Origin of the sequence: Pantoea sp. MBLJ3 (assembly GCF_000816655.1) — a bacterium.
Taxonomy (GTDB): domain Bacteria; phylum Pseudomonadota; class Gammaproteobacteria; order Enterobacterales; family Enterobacteriaceae; genus Pantoea; species Pantoea eucalypti.
The window spans coordinates 121,547-142,020 of the sequence record NZ_JSUT01000011.1; the positions used below are offsets into that span (position 1 = coordinate 121,547).

General features: G+C 55.5%; 16 protein-coding genes. 8 read left to right on the top strand and 8 right to left on the bottom strand.

The window, feature by feature from the left end; all coding sequences use genetic code 11:
* Positions 1 to 8: 8 nt before the first annotated feature.
* Positions 9 to 260: a sulfurtransferase TusA gene (tusA, locus tag NP77_RS16270; protein WP_003852184.1), complete on the bottom strand. Its 252-nt coding sequence runs from the start codon at positions 258 to 260 to the stop codon at positions 9 to 11.
* Between the two features lie 204 nt (positions 261 to 464).
* Between tusA and NP77_RS16275 the strand changes: the two genes are divergently transcribed.
* Positions 465 to 1,130 (top strand): 7-cyano-7-deazaguanine/7-aminomethyl-7-deazaguanine transporter, encoded by a 666-nt coding sequence (locus tag NP77_RS16275; protein WP_003852182.1) that lies wholly within the window; start codon positions 465 to 467, stop codon positions 1,128 to 1,130.
* A gap of 322 nt (positions 1,131 to 1,452) precedes the next feature.
* Positions 1,453 to 2,007 (top strand): DcrB family lipoprotein, encoded by a 555-nt coding sequence (locus tag NP77_RS16280; RefSeq protein WP_003852180.1) that lies wholly within the window; start codon positions 1,453 to 1,455, stop codon positions 2,005 to 2,007.
* A 49-nt stretch (positions 2,008 to 2,056) separates the two neighbouring features.
* Here the strand turns inward: NP77_RS16280 and iolE are convergent, their stop codons facing one another.
* The 3 genes from iolE to iolD form a co-directional block, all read right to left on the bottom strand.
* Positions 2,057 to 2,953, bottom strand: a complete 897-nt coding sequence (iolE, locus tag NP77_RS16285) for a myo-inosose-2 dehydratase (protein WP_003852179.1) — start codon at positions 2,951 to 2,953, stop codon at positions 2,057 to 2,059.
* Positions 2,954 to 3,000: 47 nt separating this feature from the next.
* Positions 3,001 to 4,011, bottom strand: a complete 1,011-nt coding sequence (locus tag NP77_RS16290; protein ID WP_003852177.1) for a Gfo/Idh/MocA family protein — start codon at positions 4,009 to 4,011, stop codon at positions 3,001 to 3,003.
* A gap of 62 nt (positions 4,012 to 4,073) precedes the next feature.
* Entirely contained in the window at positions 4,074 to 6,014 is a 1,941-nt protein-coding gene (gene iolD, locus NP77_RS16295; protein WP_008926298.1) for a 3D-(3,5/4)-trihydroxycyclohexane-1,2-dione acylhydrolase (decyclizing), read from the bottom strand.
* Positions 6,015 to 6,559: 545 nt separating this feature from the next.
* On the opposite strand from iolD, the gene iolC reads away from it, so the two are divergent.
* Entirely contained in the window at positions 6,560 to 8,473 is a 1,914-nt protein-coding gene (iolC, locus tag NP77_RS16300) for a 5-dehydro-2-deoxygluconokinase (protein WP_033762672.1), read from the top strand.
* Positions 8,474 to 8,964: 491 nt separating this feature from the next.
* The gene (locus tag NP77_RS16305) at positions 8,965 to 9,813 is read left to right on the top strand and encodes a MurR/RpiR family transcriptional regulator (RefSeq protein WP_003852174.1); all 849 of its coding nucleotides are present in this window, start codon (positions 8,965 to 8,967) and stop codon (positions 9,811 to 9,813) included.
* Positions 9,814 to 9,905: 92 nt separating this feature from the next.
* Here NP77_RS16305 and iolB read toward each other — a convergent pair whose 3' ends face one another.
* Together iolB and NP77_RS16315 are read right to left on the bottom strand one after the other, a co-directional pair.
* Positions 9,906 to 10,724 (bottom strand): 5-deoxy-glucuronate isomerase, encoded by an 819-nt coding sequence (iolB, locus tag NP77_RS16310; protein WP_039660847.1) that lies wholly within the window; start codon positions 10,722 to 10,724, stop codon positions 9,906 to 9,908.
* A 119-nt stretch (positions 10,725 to 10,843) separates the two neighbouring features.
* Positions 10,844 to 12,349, bottom strand: coding sequence for a CoA-acylating methylmalonate-semialdehyde dehydrogenase (locus NP77_RS16315; protein ID WP_039660848.1), 1,506 nt, complete (start codon positions 12,347 to 12,349; stop codon positions 10,844 to 10,846).
* Between the two features lie 421 nt (positions 12,350 to 12,770).
* On the opposite strand from NP77_RS16315, the gene NP77_RS16320 reads away from it, so the two are divergent.
* A complete protein-coding gene (locus NP77_RS16320; RefSeq protein WP_039660850.1) occupies positions 12,771 to 13,586 on the top strand; it encodes a TIM barrel protein in 816 nt (271 codons plus the stop codon).
* A 75-nt stretch (positions 13,587 to 13,661) separates the two neighbouring features.
* Here the strand turns inward: NP77_RS16320 and NP77_RS16325 are convergent, their stop codons facing one another.
* Positions 13,662 to 14,885 carry an MFS transporter gene (locus NP77_RS16325; RefSeq protein WP_008926303.1) on the bottom strand — a complete coding sequence of 408 codons (1,224 nt, stop codon included), beginning with the start codon at positions 14,883 to 14,885 and terminating at the stop codon, positions 13,662 to 13,664.
* 300 nt (positions 14,886 to 15,185) lie between these two features.
* Here NP77_RS16325 and NP77_RS16330 point away from each other — a divergent pair, with 300 nt between their 5' ends.
* On the top strand, positions 15,186 to 16,241 hold the full coding sequence (locus NP77_RS16330) for an AI-2E family transporter (RefSeq protein WP_003852166.1): 1,056 nt from the start codon (positions 15,186 to 15,188) through the stop codon (positions 16,239 to 16,241).
* Here NP77_RS16330 and NP77_RS16335 read toward each other — a convergent pair.
* Positions 16,230 to 16,907 carry a FadR/GntR family transcriptional regulator gene (locus NP77_RS16335; RefSeq protein WP_039660851.1) on the bottom strand — a complete coding sequence of 226 codons (678 nt, stop codon included), beginning with the start codon at positions 16,905 to 16,907 and terminating at the stop codon, positions 16,230 to 16,232. The genes NP77_RS16330 and NP77_RS16335 overlap by 12 nt on opposite strands.
* Positions 16,908 to 17,055: 148 nt before the next feature.
* Between NP77_RS16335 and uxuA the strand changes: the two genes are divergently transcribed.
* Together uxuA and NP77_RS16345 are read left to right on the top strand one after the other, a co-directional pair.
* Positions 17,056 to 18,240, top strand: coding sequence for a mannonate dehydratase (gene uxuA / locus NP77_RS16340; RefSeq protein ID WP_008926304.1), 1,185 nt, complete (start codon positions 17,056 to 17,058; stop codon positions 18,238 to 18,240).
* 273 nt (positions 18,241 to 18,513) lie between these two features.
* Positions 18,514 to 20,100 (top strand): EAL domain-containing protein, encoded by a 1,587-nt coding sequence (locus NP77_RS16345; RefSeq protein WP_008926305.1) that lies wholly within the window; start codon positions 18,514 to 18,516, stop codon positions 20,098 to 20,100.
* The last annotated feature ends 374 nt before the right edge of the window (positions 20,101 to 20,474 follow it).

A 20,474-nucleotide genomic window follows, 5' to 3' on the forward strand; every position in this document is an offset into this window, starting at 1 on the left:
GGCTGTCGTTAACCCGCCATGCCTTTACGAATCAGAAACTGATAAGGCAGCGTGTCGGTCTGCTGCGCCAGCAGGCCATGTTCCATAAAGCGGCAGAAGCCGGGAATGTCGCGCGTCGTCGCCGGATCGTCGGCGATAATCAGCAACGTCTCGCCATCCTGCAGGCCGCGTACGGTTTTGCGCACCATCATCACCGGCTCCGGGCAACGCAGGCCACGGGCATCCAGCTGATGATCGGCAGAGGAAAAAGCATCGCTCATAATCAACTCAGTTCAGCAAAAGGGCGCCTATTCTAGCGCGTGCTGGCGGTGAAGCAAGGCGATAACGATTGCGTTAAAATTAACCATTGCATAAAAAGCACAACGCGGTAAGATGCCGCCGCTTTTTGCTCATAAAACTGCCAGGCGCTGCCCGAACGGCGTCCCGCAATGGGTTCCCTCACCCCAACATTAAAAAGGTTGAATATGCTCGCATTTTCTTCACGTCAGCGCATGCATGCGCTTTTCTGGTTGTCGCTGTTTCACCTGCTGGTGATCACATCAAGTAACTATCTGGTACAGCTGCCAATTTCTGTCTTTGGCTTCCACACCACCTGGGGTGCATTCAGCTTTCCCTTTATCTTCCTGGCGACCGATCTCACCGTGCGTATTTTTGGCGCACCGCTGGCCCGACGCATTATTCTGGCTGTGATGATCCCGGCGCTGTTTATCTCTTACGGCGTTTCGGCACTGTTTTATCAGGGTGAATGGCAGGGCTGGCAGGCACTGGAAGTCATGAATCTCTTTGTTGCCCGTATCGCCTGCGCCAGCTTCATGGCTTACGCGCTGGGTCAGATCCTCGACGTTCATGTATTCAACCGTCTGCGTCGTCTGCCGCAGTGGTGGATAGCACCAGGCTGTGCCATGTTCCTGGGAAATATCAGCGATACGCTGGCCTTCTTCTTCATCGCCTTCTACAAAAGTCCTGATGCCTTTATGGCGCAGCACTGGGTTGAGATTGCACTGGTGGATTACAGCTTCAAAGTGCTTATCTGCATGGTCTTCTTCCTGCCCGCCTACGGCGTACTCCTCAACGCCGCGCTGAAGCGTCTGGCGGAACGCCAGACCGCCCGCCAGGTCAATTTCGGCTGAGCCGGGTTTATCAGACGTTATTGTTGCAGGCAGTCTGGACACGGACAGCGCGGAACAATCCGTAGTACACGTAGTTCGTGAGGATTACTCGCTGCGCTCGCCCCTTCAGGGCCGCCCTGACGGGCGTTCAGGTTGCTAAAGCAGCCTGTGTGAGCACTGCCCAGGTTCAGAATGACAAAAAAATAGTCTGATTGGCCAGGCGCTAAGAGCCCATACCATTTCCGCCATTACCCGCTAAGATCTTCTGACAATCATCAGGTTGCGTTTGCAGCCTGATTCCTGTTGTATTACTGCCTGACTGGAAACTTAAAAAGGGATTCTGATGCGCAATCTGGTGAAATATGTAGGAATGGGTTTACTGGTATTGGGCTTAGCCGCCTGTGACCAGAAGAAAGATGAAGCGGCGAATGACAACGGCGTCAGCGCCAGTCAGTCGGCACAGACTGTCACGCTGATGGATGGCAAACTGAGCTTCTCACTGCCACCAGGCATGTCAGATAAAAGCGGTAAACTGGGTTCGCAGACTACGAACATGCACGTTTACGCAGATGAAACCGGTGCCCGCGCCATTATTGTGATTGCCGGCGACCCGACCAGTGATGGGCTGGATGTGCTGTCGAAGCGCATGGAACAGCAGCAGCGTAACCGCGACCCGCAGCTGCAGGTGGTGTCGAACAAATCTGTGACGCTGAAAGATCAGCCCGCACAGCAGCTGGATACGGTGATTTCTGCCAACAATCAGACCTCATGGTCTTCCGTGGTGCTGGCTAAAGTCGATGGCAAGCTGGTGACACTGCAGATTACGCTGCCAGGCGATAATCAGCAGCAGGCGCAGAGCGATGCAGACAACATTGTGAAAAGCATTACGCTGAAGTAAAACAAAAGGCTGGCTTCCCACGGGGAAGCCAGCCTTTATTCAGAGCAGATTATAAACCTGTATTTTCCCGGATATATTTCCGCGCTTTCACGGCATATTCAAAAGGATTGGCCAGCGCCGGATCCTGCTCCGCTTCCACCACCATCCAGCCTTTGTAGCCGTAATCATCCAGAATTTTAAACACCGGTTTGAAGTCGATCACGCCATCGCCAGGCACGGTAAAGGTGCCCTTTTTCACGCCTTCCAGGAATGAGAGATGATTCTCCCGCACCTCAGCGACCACCTCATCACGCACATCCTTGAGATGAACGTGGAAGATGCGCGGCAGATATTTTTCCAGTACCGCCAGCATCTTCTGCTGAGAGCCTTCGGAGTAGTAAACGTGGCCAGTGTCATAGAGCAAACCCACCTGCTCGTCAGTCATCGCCATAAACCGGTCAATCTCTTCCGTGGTCTGAATGCCAGTGCCCATGTGGTGATGCAGCGTCACGCGCATCCCTTTATCCGCTGCGATGCGGGCGAGTTCGTTGTAGCCTTCTGCCGTTAACTGCCACTCTTCATCGCTGAAAATCGCTTTCTCTTCAAACACCGCAAGCCCGGTGCCCTGAATACTTTTACTCTGCTCAGAACAGCCAATTACCCGTGCGCCCATCGCATGCAGGAAGTTCATGTGCTCGATGAACTGTTCGATGGTTTTCTCTTTGTCACCGTTGGCGAAAAAGGTGCTGAACCAGGCGTTGCAGATCTGGATGCCGCGAATGTCGAGCATCGGTTTCAGAATCGCCGGATCGCGCGGGTATTTGCTGCCCACTTCGCTGCCGGTAAAGCCAGCCAGCGCCATCTCGCTCACGGTCTGCTGGAAAGTATTTTCACTGCCGAGATCCGGCATGTCATCATTGGTCCAGCCGATCGGCGCGATAGCCAGTTTTACGTTCTCTTTGTTCATTTTCTCATTCCCAGGCGGAGAGCGGCCAGGCCGCATAGACAGCTGAATCAGTTATAGAAAGCAGGACGTGGCGGCATCTCTACCGGCTCAATCGCACCACTGTTCTGCGCTTTGATACAGGCATCGGCGGCCACGGAGGCGGCAAAGCCATCCCATGCAGAAGGTCCGGTAAGCTGGCCCGCTTTGATGTCGTTGATAAACGCCTGCAGCTCAACGTCATACGCTTCGATAAAGCGATCTTTCCAGTCCACCAGAATGGTGTTCGACAGGCGCGCATCTTTGCGCAGCTGTACTGATGAAGGCTCCGGCAGACGAGCAATCCCCTCTTCACCGACCACTTCACACTGAATGTCATAGCCGTAAGCGCAGTTAACAAAAATCTCAACGTCGATACGCACCCCTTTGTGGGTTTCGAACAGGACGATCTGCGGATCTTTCAGCTGACCATGCGACTTCGACGTCACGCGCGGGAAGATGACCTGCACGGTTTTATAGTCGTCGTTTGTCAGCCAGCGCAGCACATCCAGCTCGTGGATGAGGGTGTTGGTGATGGCCATCGGCGTGGTGTAGTTCTCTGGCACGGTCGGGTTGCGGTGCGCGCAGTGCAGCATCAGCGGCTCACCGATATCGCCATCGGTAATCACTTTTTTCAGGGCGCGATAGCCCGCATCGTAAGGACGCATAAAGCCGACCTGCACCAGGCGTTTACCGGCCTGAATCTCTGCATCCACCACCCGGCGGCAGCCCTCGGCGCTCATCGCCAGCGGCTTCTCACAGAACACCGGTTTACCGGCGGCAATCGCCGCTAAGGTGAACTCTTCATGGGTTGGATCCCATGAGGTGACCAGCACCGCATCAACATTCGGTGACTGAATCACATCGTGGCCATTTTCGAACACCTCCGCCTCAATGTTCAGGCGCTGCAGTGCAGCACGCGCGCCTTCGACATTGATGTCAGAGACGGCAACCACCTGGGCACCCTGCAGCACATGGCTGCAGCGGCGAATATGTTCCTGACCAATTGCACCTGTACCGATGACACCAAGTTTCAAAGTCATAATTACACCTGTGTAGGGTTCGTACGGAGAAGAGGAAAACGGGCCGCAGCACGGCCCGGAAATTAATATTTGCGCGCCTGATCCAGATGGCTGTTGAGCTTGTCCGCCACCGCCTGAGCGCGTTCGGTCTTCGACGCCTGCGCCACACCGACATGCCACCAGCTGAAATATTTGTGGATCATGGTTTTAGGCAGCACTTTGATGTCGATAAGGGTGGAAACCGTCTGGGTGCGGGCATCTTCCAGCGCCGCTTTGAGCTGCTCCAGCGTGGTGACACGATAGGTTTTGCAGCCATAACCGGCAGCAATCGCGGCGAAATCGACCGGGATAAAACCGCCGTCCAGCTTGCCGCCTTCCGGGTTACGGAAGCGGAACTCGGTGGTGAAGCTGTCCATGCCGTGTTCCATCTGCAGGTTATTGATGCAGCCGTTGGTCATGTTATCCAGCAGCACCACGTTAATTTTCGCCCCTTCCTGAATCGAGGTGACCAGCTCTGAGTGCAGCATCATAAAGGAGCCATCACCGACCAACGCATAGACCTCGCGCTGCGGTTGCGCCAGCTTCACACCCAGCGCGGCATTCACTTCATAGCCCATGCAGGAGTAGCCATATTCAACGTGGTAGGCGTTGTAATCTTTGGTGCGCCAGACGCGCTGCAGGTCACCCGGCAGACTGCCTGCCGCTGCCACGACCACCGCATCTTTTGGCAGTTGCTCGTTCAGTGTGCCGAGTACGCTGCTTTGCGTCAGCAGCGACTGGGTCAGGCGGTTAAATTCAGCGAACACCGCTTCGCGGTCGAGATGGTCAGCAATCTCCGGCACAAAGTCGCCATCGTGATATTCCACCTGGTAGACGCGCTGCGTCTCTTTCAACAGCTGACTCTGCGCCTGCTCAATCTGATTGCCCCAGTCGTTGCTGTAGTGCTGTGAGGCCAGCGCGGCGGTGAGCGCGGTCAGCCCTTCGCGGGCATCGGCCAGCAGCTGCACGCCATCCAGCTTGTAGCTGTCGAAGTTGCTGACATTGATGTTCAGGAAGCTGACATCGGGATGCTGGAAAATCCATTTCGATGCAGTCGTGAAATCGGTGTAGCGGGTGCCGATGCCGATCACTAAATCGGCCTCTTTTGCCAGCAGGTTAGCGGCCAGACAGCCGGTTTCACCCACGCCGCCGACGTTCAGCGGATGGTCAGAAACCAGCGTGCCTTTGCCCGCCTGCGTCTCGGCAAAGGGAATCTGATAACGCTCAGCAAACTGGCGCAGCGCCTCGCCCGCTTCGGAGTATTTCACACCGCCGCCGCAGATAATCATCGGCTTGCGCTTACGATTAATCAGCGTCAGGGCATCTGCCAGCTGCGCCGCCACCGGCAGACGGCGATCCAGACGGTGCACACGTTTCTGGAAGAAGTAGTCCGGATAATCCCAGGCTTCGCCCTGCACATCCTGCGGAAGAGAGAGCGTGACCGCGCCGGTTTCAGCCGGATCGGTGAGTACGCGCATGGCATTAATACAGGCGGACATCAGCTGCTCCGGGCGGCTGACGCGATCCCAGTATTTGCTGACGGCGCGAAAGGCGTCGTTGGTGCTGATGCTGAGGTCGTAGCTCTGCTCAATCTGTTGCAGCACGGGATCGGGCTGGCGGGTAGCGAAGACGTCGCCGGGCAACAGCAGCAGCGGAATGCGGTTAGCTGTCGCCGTCGCGGCGGCAGTGATCATATTCGCCGCACCAGGCCCCACGGATGAACTGCAGGCGATAATCTGACGGCGCAGTGACTGGCGTGCAAAGCCGGTGGCAGCATGGGCCATGCCCTGCTCATTACGGCCCTGATAAACCATCAGATCGCCGCTATCCTGTTCCAGCGCCTGGCCCAGCCCCAGCACGTTGCCATGGCCGAAGATCGCGAAGATACCTTTGACGAACTTCGTTTCAACGCCATCGACATCAATGAATTGATTATCCAGAAATTTAACCAGCGCCTGTGCCGTGGTCAGTCTGATAGTGCTCATATTCTTCCTTACATGCTGGTGGACCCCGACTTCCGCAACAGCACGCCAGGCGTTGTCATGGGCGGAAAAGGCGACCGGAATAACTGAAACGTGAGGCGATTATAAACAAATATTTTTTTCATAAAACACGATTACAGAAGAAACATTTCATTTTGCGAGTGAGATCAAATTTAATGGCGGCTTCAGGTGTGACGGGGGATTGCAGAGGGGAAATCTGGAACGTTTAACAGAGAGTGGCACATGATGAAAAAATTTATTTCAATGCAGCAGCATGCCTGACTGGCGTGCGGATTCCTGCGATCCCCTTCACAACCCTGGCATACCGGACATCGTGCCGACGAAGACTGCGCAGACGGAAGAGAATCAGGAGTTTTACCTGGTTCACAAAATTGCGATGGATATTTCATTTCGTATTGAATATGGAATTTTTATTCCTCATAATTCTCCCATTGTCAGTCAGACACCCACAGACCCGGATGCAGAGCGAATATAGCGTCGACCTTTTCGCCCGCCAGCCCTGCTAATCACAAGAGGAAACCACAGGTATGAGTACACAACAGAAGCCGCTTGATGTGATTTGTATCGGGCGAATTGCCGTTGATTTTTATGGCCAGCAAATTGGAGCGCGGCTGGAAGATGTCACCTCCTTTGCGAAATATCTGGGCGGTTCCTCAGGCAACGTCGCCTATGGCACCGCGATTCAGGGGCTGAAATCAGCGATGCTGGCGCGGGTGGGAGATGAGCATAATGGTCGCTTTCTGCGTGAAGCGTTGCAGCGCGTCGGCTGTAATACCGATGCGCTGATCACCGATCCGCGGCGTCTGACGGCTCTGGTGATCCTGGGCATCAAAGACGAAGAGACTTTTCCGCTGATTTTCTACCGTGATAACTGCGCTGACATGGGGCTGGTGCCGGAAGATATTGATGAAACCTTTATTACCTCTTCCCGCGCGGTAGCGGTAACCGGTACTCACTTATCGCATCCACAAACCCGTGAAGCTGTGCTGAAAGCGCTGGATATCGCCCGCCGCAACGGTCTGCGAACGGCGCTGGATATTGATTATCGCCCGGTATTGTGGGGGCTGACCTCTCTGGGTGATGGTGAAACGCGTTTCATTGAGTCTTCCCAGGTTACGCAACAGTTGCAGGAAGTGGTGCACTATTTCGATTTGATCGTCGGCACCGAAGAGGAGTTTCACATTGCCGGTGGCAGCACCGATACCCTGACTGCTCTGAAGAACGTTCGCAAGGCGAGCCTGGCAACGCTTGTCTGCAAACGCGGTCCGCTGGGTTGCGTGGTATTTGAAGGGGATATCCCGGATAGCTGGGAAGAGACTCAGCTGCACACCGGCGTGCGCGTTGACGTGCTCAACGTGCTGGGCGCGGGTGATGCCTTTATGTCTGGCCTGCTGCGCGGCTGGCTGAATGATGAAGGCTGGGAGCAGGCGTGCCGTTACGCCAACGCCTGTGGGGCGCTGGTGGTTTCACGCCACGGCTGTGCCCCGGCCATGCCAACCAAAGCGGAACTGGATGATTTCCTGAGCCGCGACAAAGAGGTGAAACGTCCCGATCTCGACAGTCGTCTCAACCACCTGCACCGCGTGACCACCCGCAAGCAGGCGTGGCCGGAGCTGAACGTTTTCGCTTTTGATCATCGCAAACAACTGGCGGACATGGCGGAGGAAGCGGGCGTGGATGAAAGCCGTATTCCACAGCTGAAACTGCTGCTGCTGGAAGCCGCTCAGGAGGCCGCCAGAGAGGCGGGATTAGAGAATAAGAGCGGTATTCTGGCGGATACCACCTATGGTCAGAAAGCGCTGAATGCCATCACCGGGAAGAACTGGTGGATTGGCCGTCCGATTGAGCTGCCGAGCTCACGTCCGCTGCGCCTGGAGCATGGCAACATTGGCTCGCAGCTGATCGACTGGCCCGCCGAGCACGTCGTGAAATGTCTGGTGTTTTATCATCCTCACGACAGTGCTGAACTGCGTAAAGAGCAGGATGACGTGGTGCTCGACGTCTGGAATGGCTGTAACAAAAGCGGGCATGAGCTGCTGCTGGAAGTGATTCTGCCGGAGAGCAACCCGGATAAAAATGAAGCCTATTACCTTAATATGCTGGCGCATTTCTACAGTCTGGGCATCCAGCCTGACTGGTGGAAACTGCCACCGCTGTCCGCGGAAAGCTGGCAGGCGATCAGCACGCTGATTGAGCAGCAGGATCCCCACTGTCGCGGCATTCTGTTGCTCGGTCTGGATGCGCCTGAAGAGAAGCTTAAAGCGGGCTTTGCCGCGGCGGCCAACGCGCCCTGGGTGAAAGGCTTTGCGGTGGGTCGCACCATCTTTGGTCAGCCTTCGCGCCAGTGGCTGCAGGGTGAACTGGACGATCAGGCGCTGATTGAGACCGTTAAAGGCAATTATCTGCGGCTGATTGAGTACTGGCGTGCTGCCCGCGCCTGATTTCATGCTCTGCTATAGACTGTCTCAACCGCGATGGCCTCAGACGGCTGACTTACTCAAGGCAGGGTGAAGGTTGCAGCAACAAATAAGCTCAACGCGCAGGTAACATGGTCAGAGGAGGAAAGCGTCCCGCGCCAGGGACGGGGCGGGCCGAGCGGCCATGGATGGCTTAAGCGACTTTCCGATCTGACCATGTTACCTGAGCCTGCGCGAACTCATAGCACGCAGAGACAGACTCTTTCATCACGCTATCCCAACCGGGATGGCGTTTTTTACTGGTTACCCTCCCAGCCTGCTGGCATTTCATCCCGGTTTTCAGCCTGACATTGCCCGCGAAGAGTCACGCCTCGGGCGCTAAAGCTAATCTGTGAACCATTTCATAAAGCCATGAAATAAACTGCGCCGTTAACTCAAAGAAATGAAATTTTCCATCCATCTGGTAATATAGCGCTCATTATGCAGCCATTATTCTAATTATACGGGCAGAAGTGATGAACAATAATCCCACCCAACTTTCTCTCTTGCAGGACGATATTCGTCGCCGCTATGAAACACTGAGCAAGCGTCTTAAACAGGTTGCGCGCTACATCCTTGATAACAGTAACAGTATTGCTTTCGATACCGTCGCTTCGATTGCCCAGCAGGCCGATGTGCCGCCGTCGACGCTGATCCGTTTTGCGAATGCGTTTGGCTTCAGCGGTTTCAACGAAATGAAACAGGTTTTTCGTCAGCACCTGATGGAGGAGACGGTCAACTATACCGAGCGCGCTCGCCTGTTTCGTCAGACCTCAACGGACGACAGCGCCAGTGCCCCTGAAAGCCCAGCGGAGATCCTCAACGTCTTTACGATGGTGAACAGCCAGGCGTTGCAGCAACTGGCGATGCAGGTTAATCCTGAGCAGCTGAACAAGGCAGTGAAACTGCTGAATGAGGCTGAGAACATCTATGTCATCGGCCTGCGTCGCTCCTTTAGCGTCGCCTCCTATCTGGTTTACGCGCTGCGTCACCTGGAGCGTCGCGCGTTTCTGATTGATGGCCTGGGCGGGATGTTTACTGAGCAGCTCAGCCTGGTAAACCCGAAAGATGTGGTGATTGCGATCAGCTACTCGCCTTATGCGCGTGAAGCGGTCGAAGTGGTCGAAATGGGTGCTAAACGTGGCGCGCATCAGATTGCTATTACCGACAGTCAGGTTAGCCCGCTGGCCGCCTTTAGTGATGTCTGCTTTGTGGTGCGTGAAGCGCAGGTCGATGGCTTCCGTTCGCAGGTTGCCTCACTCTGCCTGGCACAGACGCTTGCGGTGTCACTGGCTTTGAACAACGCCGAGAGTTCCGCTCAGTAACCTTCGTTCCGCACAGTAAAAAGGGCAGCCCAATCGGCTGCCCTTTTTGAGGCTATCCACGCACTATGCACGCCTGATAAAACCGCCGTGATTTACGCGTTGCGCGGATAGCTGTCGCTGTTCACCCAGGCGTGATCTTTCTCCCAGCTGAATTTCCATAACCGCACCGGCCCCGCCATCACGTTCAGATAGTAGTTGTTGTAACCTGCCAGCGTCGCCACCGGATGATAGCCGCGCGGCACCATCACCACGTCGCGATTATAGGGTGCCATGCAGACATCCAGTGAGCGGTCGTCGGTGTAGACGCGTTGCATGGCAAAGCCAGGCTCCGGATCGAAACGGTGATAGTAGGTCTCTTCCAGGTAGGTTTCGTTTTCACTCTCCTCCTGATCGTGCTTGTGGCTGGGATACGAGCTGGTATCGCCCTCGTTGGTATAAACCTCAACCACCAGCAGGCTGTCAGCCGGTTCAGTGTCAGGCAGGATATTATGCACCAGGCGCTGATTGCGCCCTTTTCCGCGATGCTCAACACCCACATCCGCTGGTGCAATCAGTCGTGCAGGCAGATTTCCCTGACCGGGCGCGTTACAGACTGCCAGTTCAAGATCGCTGTCTGCATACACTTCCACTTCATCATCATGCGGCACATAAACGGAATAAGGCGGCACGCGTTCGAAAGGCGACATGCGCTTACCGATACCGGGAAACTCAGCATGGCGGGTTTTCACCGAGGCCAGCCCGGCCACCAGCACCAGACACAGCTCTTTATCACCACTGTTGAGGCGCAGGGTTTCCCCTTTCTTCAGCAGATAAGCATCAAACCCGACATAACGCCAGCCAGCACGCTCAGGTGTGACATGCTGAATACGGCCCTGTGCGTCAGGGGCCTGTGCTTTCGACAGTAAAGACATCCCGATCCTCCTCTCTGTCACGATTAACACGGCGAGTGTCACGCGGGCGCAATGCCAGCGAACAAAGCGACCGGCAGACTATCCTGCCGGTCGCACACCGTGATCGACGTTGAAATAAATTAGCCTAAGGTTGGCATACTGAATTCAGACACGGTCTGCTGACCGGACGGCCAGCGCACGGTGGCGGTTTTCATGCGCGTATAGAAGCGCACGCCGTCCGGCCCGTGGACATTGAGCGCGCCAAATACGGAACGCTTCCAGCCACCGAAGCTGTGGAATGCCATCGGCACCGGAACCGGCACGTTGACACCCACCATGCCCGCTTCAACGTTCTGCACAAACTCACGCGCGGTGTGACCGTTGCTGGTGAAAATCGCACTGCCGTTGCCAAACTCATGGCTGTTAACCAGTTGCAGTGCGCTGTCGTAATCCGGTGCGCGCATGATGCTCAGCACCGGCCCAAAAATCTCTTCACGCCAGATCACCATCTCAGAGGTGACGTTATCAAACAGCGTGCCGCCAACGTAGTAACCTTCTGCGTGACCCGCAACCTGCACGTTACGGCCATCCACCACCAGCTTCGCACCTTCCTGCTCGCCTTTGTCGATGTAACCCAGCACCTTCTTCTGGTGCGCAGCGGAGACCACCGGACCCATCTCATTTTCATCGGCACCCTGACTCATTCCCGGGCCGATACGCAGTGCTTTCACCAGCGGTGTCAGGCGGGCAATCAACTTGTCAGCGGTGTCATCACCCACGGCGACAACAACAGGCAGAGCCATACAGCGTTCACCGGCAGAACCAAACGCACCGCCCATGATGGCGTTAACGGTGGCATCCAGATCGGCATCCGGCATAACGATAGCGTGGTTTTTCGCCGCGCCAAATGCCTGCACTCGCTTGCCGTGGGCGCTGGCGGTCTTATAGATATGCTCAGCTACGCCTGAAGAGCCGACGAAGCTCACCGCGGCAATGCGCGGATCCTTATAGAGCTGCTCAGCATCTTCATTAGAGCTGTGCACCACGTTGAATACGCCATCCGGCAGGCCCGCTTCGGTCAGGAGCTCGGCCATACGCACGGCCGCAGACGGATCCAGCGCCGGTGGCTTCAGGACAAAGGTGTTACCGCAGGCCAGTGCGATCGGGAACATCCACAATGGCACCATGGCCGGGAAGTTGAACGGCGTAATGCCCGCCACGACGCCAACCGGCTGCATCAGCGAGAAGCTGTCAACGCCGCCGCCGACGTTCGGGGAATATTCGCCTTTGAGCAAATGAGGGATCCCGCAGGCAAACTCAATCACTTCAATGCCACGCGTCAGTTCACCCAGTGCATCGGACCAGACTTTGCCATGCTCAGAGACAATCAGCGCTGCCAGCTCATCACGATGCTGCTCCATCAGGGCTTTAAAGTTAAACAGAACGCGGGCGCGACGCAGCGGCGAAGTTTTAGACCAGGCTGAAAATGCGTCATGCGCGACACCAATCGCCTGAGCCACTTCATCAGCGGTACTTTGCGTCAGTTCACGAACCACTTTGCCGGTTGCCGGATCGTAAACAGGAATGGTTTCGTTGCTGGCGCTGAACGTGATTTTACCGCCAATAAAGTTACCTATGGTTGTCATGATGTTGCCTCTTAAGATGGTTAAGTTCCCTGCAGACGGGCCCTGTGGCCTGCCACACTGCCTGACCAGGCAAACCTGAAAGCGTGCTATGAAGCTATTACAGTGGAATAAATTTTTCAAATAGTTATTTTTGGAAAATTTGATTTTAGCGGCACAGATCGCATTTTTATTGTCCACCCTTGTCTGACCGGGTTATGAAAGCAGCAGAGCAATATTACCGGTCAGCCTTAGCGTAACAGGGGAATTGCTGCGGCGTGGATCACGTCTGTTTCTGCGAAGTCGATCCGGCGTTGACGCATCAGCGTGAAACGAAATATGAAATTAATGCGAGGCTGATCTAATAAAATACATTTCATAATTCACTAATTATGAAATAAATGTTTTCTTTAATCGCAACATTCTCCTGTTCCGGAGTTAACGCATGGCCATCGACCCAACCCGTTTCTGTATCAATCGCAAAATTGCGCCCCGGCTCTCGCTGGAAGCCTTCTTTCAGCTGGTTCAGCGTCTGGGCCTGAGCAAGGTTGAACTGCGTAATGATATGCCCGGCGGCAGCGTCACTGACGATCTCAGCACCGATCAACTGCGCGCCCTGGCCGACAGATACCACATTGATATCATCAGCATTAATGCGCTCTATCCGTTTAACCATATTGATGATGCGCTGCTGAGCCGGGCCGAGGCGCTGTTACAGACAGCACAACAGATTGGTGCAAAAGCGCTGGTAATGTGTCCGCTGAATGAGGGGATTACCGTGTCGCCTCAGCAGACACAGGCGGCGATGCAGGCACTGGCGCCGCGCTTTGCCCACTATGGCATTCTGGGGCTGGTGGAGCCACTGGGTTTCCCGGTCAGCTCACTGCGTTCGATCGTGCAGGCGCAGGCGTTAATTGCTGCGGCAGGCGTGCCTTTTAAACTGTTGCTGGATACTTTTCATCATCATCTCTATGAGAAGGCTGAACAGGAATTCCCGGTGGGTATCGATATTGACCAGATTGGACTGGTGCACCTTTCAGGCGTGGAAGATCAACGTCCGACCGCCGAACTGACCGACGAAGAACGCATTATGCTGAGTGACAATGATGTGCTGAAGAGCGTGGTGCAGGTTAAACGGCTGGAGATGCTTGGCTATAAGGGCGTCTACGCCTTTGAGCCGTTCTCCGGTCAGCTCAACAGCTGGACCCCGGCGGAGATTGAACGCCAGATCCGCCACAGTATTGAACTGCTGCAGGCCTGAATCCTGCTGCATCCCGCATTTATCCGTTTATCTGTGTCTGAAAAGACGTTATGGCCCGCTGCTGGGCCATTTTTTTTATTCTGAAGAACCGTCTGCTGCTGACTGCGATGCCTGACGCTTCAGCAGCCGCAGCGTGCAGAAAAACGCGACACAGACCAGCAGCGCCGTAAGCAGATAGACGCGTGAGACATCCGCATAATTCATGATGAATCCGGCCAGTGGCCCGGTTATCCCCAGCGACAGATCCATAAAGGCGGTATAGGTTGCCAGGGCGCTGCCCTGATTCTGCTGCGGCACCACTTTTACCGCCACCACGCCCAGCGCCGGGAACACCAGAGAAAAACCTGCCCCGGTCAGAAAGGCACCCGCGTTTGCCATCCAGGGATTACCCGCAGCGGCGACCAGAAACAGTCCGGCCGCTTCAACCGCCAGACAAACGCTGGCGACCCGCAGACCGCCGTGGCGGTTAATCGCATTGGGAAACAGCAGGCGTGCGCCAACAAAAGCCATGCTGAACAGGGAAAGCGCAAAAGCGGCTCCCTGCCAGCCTTTATCCTGATAGAACAGCGTGATAAAGGTGGCGATAACGCCAAAACCCGCCGATCCCATCGCCAGAATCGCACCAAAACCGGCGATTTTTCCCAGCACAGCCCGAAACGGCAGCGGTCTGGCGCGGCTGGCTTTTACAGCCGGACGCGGCACGGCGCAGACGATGCCCACGACACAGATGGCAACAATGACCAGTGACAGCCACAGCAAACCGCCTGCCTGGAAGATCACTACGCCGAGCGGTGCGCCAATGGCCATCGCGCCATAGGTGACGATCCCGTTCCAGGATATTACCCGACCAATGTGCAGTGAACCCACCCTTGCCACTCCCCACAACGAGGTGCCGGTGCCGGTAAAACTCTGGCCCACGCCCAGAATCAAACGGCCCACGCAGAGCAGGATCAGGCTCCACATCGGTGATGCGATCAGGGCCGCCAGCAGAATACACAATCCGCTGATCAGACAGCCTACCAGGCCCGTCACCACCACTTTTTTGGGTCCCCAGATATCGGCATAGCGACCAGCATGTGGCCGGCTCAGCAGCGTCGCGACATATTGCAGGCTGATCACCAGGCCGGCCCAGAACGCGCTGAAGCCCAGCTGGTCATGCACCCAGCCTGGCAATACCGCCAGCGGCAGGCCAATGGTGAGATAGCTGGCAAAGTTGTAGGCCACAATAGAGAGGATCAGCAGAGAGATATTCAGGTTGCCATGTGGGGTAGTCGGTTCCGCTGCAGGCTGTTCAGGCATGCGTCCTCACGATCGTATTTGGCTGAATGATAAGGTTTATCCCTTAACTATACCCGCTTTCGCCTCCTGCGCATCACAATGGCACGGTTATCTGGCGAACACGACAGCGCGGACATGCTGCAGATAACCGGATGAAAACAGCCACAAGGGAGAGTGGCTGTTCTGTTGCTATAGCTGAGTACTGTGGCGCTAATACTCTCGCCACTTTGCCGCCGCGCTTTACCGTTTCTCTGATAAATCAGATTGTTAATTTTCTTTCAGCTACACTTTCAACAGCCAATTTACGTTATGAGAGAGAGAATGAGCGAGCTGCAACGGGAAAAGATCGGACAAAATATTCTGATAAAACTGGCGATGCTGGTCATCATCCTCGCCGGGGTTCGGGCAGCGTCCGATATTCTGGTTCCGCTTTTGCTGGCGGCGTTCTTTGCAATTGTACTCAACCCACTGGTGACGATGCTGATGCGCCGCGGCTTTCGCCGTGGACTGGCCATTGGCCTGGTTATCACGGTGATCTTCTGCGCACTTGTGCTGCTGGGCGCCATCATCGCCAGCTCAATGAGCGAGTTTTCCGACCTCTACCCGCAACTGCGCGCCACGATGGAGCAGAAGATGACGGTGCTGCAACATCTGGCGGCAGGCTTTCATATCAATATCTCAACAGATGCGCTGGTACAGCGTTTCGATCCTAACACTATGATGAACCTGGCAAGCGTGGCGCTGAGCGGCTTTTCCGGTGCGATGACCAATACTGTGCTGCTGGTGCTGACCGTGGTCTTTATGCTGTTTGAGGTTCATCACCTGCCCTATAAAATGCGTAACGCGCTGGTGAATCCTAAAATCCGCATCGCCGGGCTGCATAAAGCGTTGAAAGGGGTCACGCACTATCTGGCGCTGAAAACGCTGGTGAGCCTGATTACCGGCATCGCGGTCTGGCTGAGCCTCTATCTGCTGGATGTGAAGTTCGCGCTGCTCTGGGGTGTCGTGGCATTTATCCTCAATTTCATTCCCAATATTGGTCCGATTATCGCCGGTATCCCGCCCTTACTTCAGGCGCTGTTACTGAACAGTCTGTTTGATGCCGCGATGGTGGCGGCGCTGTTTACCGCGATTCACATGGTGTTCGGCAATATGCTGGAACCGCGACTGATGGGTCGCGGTCTGGGCTTATCAACGCTGGTGGTGTTCCTGTCGCTGGTGTTCTGGGGCTGGCTGCTCGGGCCGGTCGGCATGCTGCTCTCGGTGCCGCTGACCAGCATTACCAAAATCCTGATGGAAACTACGCCAGGCGGCAGTCGTCTGGCGATTATGCTGGGCACCGGACGACCTAAGCGGGCGCGGGGATTAACCAAGTAGCTGCTGCTGCACGTGCTGCAGATGGTTCTCCATCGCCTGACGGGCAGCCGCTTCATCGCCCGCCACGACGGCCTCGGCGATCTGCTGATGGTCAGCATTCATCTCGCGTGCGAAGTTATTATCAGCATAATGGCGCTCCAGTCGCTGCACATGCGGACTGTGCCGCCGGTTCCATAACTGCTCCAGCAGGTCGCGTAACACATCATTGCCGCTCATCTCGCTGATGAGCAGGTGAAAGCGTTTGTCCTGCTCCAGGAAAGCCGCATCGTTTGCATTGTACTGCTGCAGTTCAGCGGTCAGCGCCAGCAGTGCCGCGCGCTGAACGGCGGTGCCGTTACGTGCGGCAAATCCCGCCAGCATCCCTTCAAAGGCTTCCCGCGCCTGCAGCAGGTCCTGCAGACTGCAACTCTCCTGCGGAACGGCGGCCTGCGGCAGTGGCTGCGCGACGTAGACGCCGTTGCCCGTGCGGATATCGACCCAGCCGGTCATTTCCAGCGCAATCAATGCTTCACGCACTGACGAGCGGCTGACACCCAGCTGTTTTGCCAGCTCGCGCTCTGGCGGCAGTAAGCCTCCTGCCGCAAAGTCACCGCGCGTAATGCCGGCCATAATGACGTTGGCGATCTGACGATACAGGCGCTCAGTTTTAATAACGGGTAGCGTCATCACCCTCTCCTCTTCGTCCGCTTAAAACCGATCACATCGCTGATGCAGTTTGTGATGCTGCGATCCGGATCACGGCCCTGTTTTGTCCACTATCATACTCTTGGCCCAGCGGCCTGACCACTGGGCCACATCACACTAAGGAGTAATAATGGAACATACATGGCGATGGTACGGCCCAAACGACCCGGTATCCCTGGATGATGCGCGTCAGGCGGGTGCGACCGGCATTGTAACGGCGCTGCACCATATCCCTAACGGCGAGGTGTGGCCGGTTGAAGAGATTAAAGCACGCCAGGCCCTGCTGGCTGAAAAAGGTCTGGTCTGGTCGGTGGTCGAAAGTATCCCGGTCCATGAGGCGATCAAAACTCAGCGGGGTGACTACCTTCGCTACATTGCCAATTACCAGCAGTCGATACGCAATCTGGCTGCCTGCGGCATTGATACCGTCTGCTACAACTTCATGCCGGTGCTGGACTGGACGCGCACCGACCTCGCCTGGACGCTGCCAGATGGCGCAAAAGCGCTGCGCTTTGACGCTGATGCGTTTGCCGCCTTTGAGCTTTATCTGCTGCAGCGCCCGGGCGCGGAGAAGGATTACAGCGCTGCCGAGCAGCAGGCCGCAGCGCAGCGCTTTTCCGCCATGAGCGCAGAAGAGAAAAACACCCTGGTGCGCAATATTATCGCCGGTCTGCCAGGTGCTGAAGAGGGTTACACCCTGGCGCAGTTTCAGGCGCAACTGGCACAGTATGACGGTATTGATAAAGCGAAACTGCGCGAGCATATGGCAACGTTTCTGCGCGCCATCGTGCCGGTTGCGGAAGAGACGGGCGTTAAACTGGCGGTGCATCCGGACGATCCACCGCGTCCTATTCTGGGTCTGCCACGCATTATCTCCACGCAGGAAGATATGCAGTGGCTGAAAGAAACCGTGGACAGTCTGCACAACGGATTCTGCTTCTGTACCGGCTCTTATGGTGTGCGTGCCGATAATGCGCTGGTTGAGATGGCGGAAACCTATGCCGACCGCATCAACTTTGTCCATCTGCGCGCCACGAAGCGCGAAGCTAATCCCGCCAGCTTCCATGAAGCGGCGCATCTGGCGGGCGATGTCGATATGGTCGGCGTGATCAAAGTCATTCTGGCGGAAGAGCAGCGCCGTCGCCGTGCAGGCAACCTGCGGGCAATACCTATGCGTCCCGATCACGGTCATCAGATGCTGGACGACCTGCATAAACGCACGAATCCGGGTTACTCAGCCATTGGACGTCTTAAAGGTCTTGCTGAACTGCGCGGCGTTGAAGTCGCCTTGAAACAGATCTATTTTGCTCATTAAGTCAACGGCTACCCTGTGCCCGATTCTGACGGGCCAGGGTCTCTGCCGGCCGCAATGAGATGTTTTCCTCCGCGTTACTTATCCCTGCCTGATTTCTGCCGAATTCAAATGAAAGCAAAACAACCCCCTCAATTAAGGCTGTGTCGGGTCGATAATTGACCTGAGTCAGTTCTGTTGCTCGCAAAAACGCTAATCTGCCCGGCCCGGAGAAATGCTATGCTGCGCAACTGTTCAGCCCCTGCATAAAACGAATAATACTCAGAGGATTCAGCGGTGCCGCTACTGAAACGAAAACGCGACTATGCCAGGCTGGTGATTATTTTCTCCGGTGTGCTGCCTCTGCTTATTGGCCTTTTTTTTACTGCTCTGGATGCGCGCCACACCGTCCAGCAGCATCAGGTGAATGCAGCCAATACCCTGCTCTCTCAGGCTGAAAGAATGAGTGACAGCGCCTGGGATATGATTAATACGCTGCGCCAGTTTCAGTATCAGCCCTGCAGTCAGATTCAGAATCAGTTACAGCGCATCGGCTCACTGAATCCCTATTTCCGCGCAATCGGTAAAATTGAAGAAAACAGAATTGGCTGTTCGTCAGCATATGGAACCATGCCGGGTTTACTGAAAGATATGATCATGCGCGATGCGCCGGTTACCGGAAAAGCCTGGTGGAGCCTGTCAATTGCCGGCACCTCCGGTGTGCCGGATCGCCCGGCCGTGATTTTTATGCGTGACCTGCCTGATGGCGTGGGATTCTGGGCAGTGGTTGATGGCCAGTATCTGCTTGATCTGATGCGCGCTATCAGCAGCACTCACCGCTATCATTTCAGCATGGCATTCAGCGACGGCGCCCCCATCTCGTTTGGTGACCCACAAATTGCTGCATCCGGCTGGTTTGAGCCTCTGATTTATGAGGCCCGTTCAAACCGCTACCCGCTCTCTGTCACTCTGATTGCCTCGCCCACTGAGCTGATCTCTGCCTGGCGCCAGGTGATTTTTATTATCATGCCGATGGCGGCGATCTTTTCTGTTCTGCTGATGATGCTGACGGCGAACTGGCTGCGACGGCGTATTTCATGGCGCGATGAGATTCGCCGGGCCATCATCTGCGGCCAGTTCAGGGCGCACTATCAGCCAGTCTATGATAACCGGCTGCAACGCTGTAGCGGTGCAGAGGTGCTGCTGCGCTGGACAACGTCCGACGGTAACGGCGTTCGGCCTGATATTTTTATTGGTGCAGCAGAAGCGGAAGGGATGATTGTGCCGCTGACCCGCCACCTGCTCGATTTGATTGCAGAGGATGTGCAGAGCTGGCAGGTGGATCCCCATTTTCACCTTGCGATTAACGTGGCGGCGGAGCATCTGCAGCATCCTGATTTTGTTCGCGATATGCTGCAATTCGCCGACAAAATAAAAGATAAGCAGTTTGTCATTACGCTTGAGCTGACTGAGCGCAGTCTGATTAAAGAGGGTGAAGCGGTGGCGCGTAAGCTGGAGCAGTTACGCCATGCGGGTATGAAGGTTGCGATTGATGATTTTGGTACCGGCCACTGCTCACTGAGTTACTTACAGACCTTCACGCTGGATTATCTGAAAATCGATCGTGGATTCATTAACGCTATCGAATCGCTGGAAGGCGAAACGCCAGTGCTGGATGCGATCATCAATCTCAGTCACAGTCTGGCGCTGGAGGTGCTGGGTGAAGGTGTGGAAACGGAGCTGCAATTTTGCTATCTCCAACAGCGCGGCGTCGTGTTTATTCAGGGTTTTTATTACGCCCGCCCGATGGATAACACATCGCTGGCAGAGTGGCTGGCGCGTCAGGGGGATCAGCGTGTGCTGGCTGACCCGTGTCACGTTTGAACCTCCGCAGCACATCGAAAACCGGACGACACCGAAACCGGGATTGCCACCCGCGGCTCTTGCGCCAGCCCGTTCACCGACGAATAATGTCCAGCCCCCGACCCTTCGCACTGAACCGTCGGACAGGGACCCCTCCCGTTAAGCGCAAATAAACATCACTTGCGCAGACAATCTGCTGAAAAAAACGGCTGTCGTCACGCAGCGTGATAATTTTTTTGCGGTGCTAAACAGTCATAAAGATTGCCGGAACAGGTCAGCATTAGCTCAAACATGACAGATATCACACAAAAACGGTATACTCTGTCGCTGTTTGCAATAATCACAACAGTAATTATTGTGTTCGCTGGCGCGTAATGAGCGCTTAATTACGGCTA

Excerpts from the sequence above, each read along its gene's own strand:
- NP77_RS16275 (WP_003852182.1), top strand. The coding sequence starts at position 465 with ATGCTCGCATTTTCTTCACGTCAGCGCATGCATGCGCTTTTCTGGTTG.
- NP77_RS16305 (WP_003852174.1), top strand. The coding sequence starts at position 8,965 with ATGAACAATAATCCCACCCAACTTTCTCTCTTGCAGGACGATATTCGT.
- iolC (WP_033762672.1), top strand. The coding sequence starts at position 6,560 with ATGAGTACACAACAGAAGCCGCTTGATGTGATTTGTATCGGGCGAATT.
- NP77_RS16330 (WP_003852166.1), top strand. The coding sequence starts at position 15,186 with ATGAGCGAGCTGCAACGGGAAAAGATCGGACAAAATATTCTGATAAAA.
- uxuA (WP_008926304.1), top strand. The coding sequence starts at position 17,056 with ATGGAACATACATGGCGATGGTACGGCCCAAACGACCCGGTATCCCTG.
- NP77_RS16290 (WP_003852177.1), bottom strand. The coding sequence starts at position 4,011 with ATGACTTTGAAACTTGGTGTCATCGGTACAGGTGCAATTGGTCAGGAA.
- iolE (WP_003852179.1), bottom strand. The coding sequence starts at position 2,953 with ATGAACAAAGAGAACGTAAAACTGGCTATCGCGCCGATCGGCTGGACC.
- NP77_RS16315 (WP_039660848.1), bottom strand. The coding sequence starts at position 12,349 with ATGACAACCATAGGTAACTTTATTGGCGGTAAAATCACGTTCAGCGCC.
- iolD (WP_008926298.1), bottom strand. The coding sequence starts at position 6,014 with ATGAGCACTATCAGACTGACCACGGCACAGGCGCTGGTTAAATTTCTG.
- iolB (WP_039660847.1), bottom strand. The coding sequence starts at position 10,724 with ATGTCTTTACTGTCGAAAGCACAGGCCCCTGACGCACAGGGCCGTATT.
- NP77_RS16325 (WP_008926303.1), bottom strand. The coding sequence starts at position 14,885 with ATGCCTGAACAGCCTGCAGCGGAACCGACTACCCCACATGGCAACCTG.
- NP77_RS16280 (WP_003852180.1), top strand. The coding sequence starts at position 1,453 with ATGCGCAATCTGGTGAAATATGTAGGAATGGGTTTACTGGTATTGGGC.
- tusA (WP_003852184.1), bottom strand. The coding sequence starts at position 260 with ATGAGCGATGCTTTTTCCTCTGCCGATCATCAGCTGGATGCCCGTGGC.
- NP77_RS16320 (WP_039660850.1), top strand. The coding sequence starts at position 12,771 with ATGGCCATCGACCCAACCCGTTTCTGTATCAATCGCAAAATTGCGCCC.
- NP77_RS16335 (WP_039660851.1), bottom strand. The coding sequence starts at position 16,907 with ATGACGCTACCCGTTATTAAAACTGAGCGCCTGTATCGTCAGATCGCC.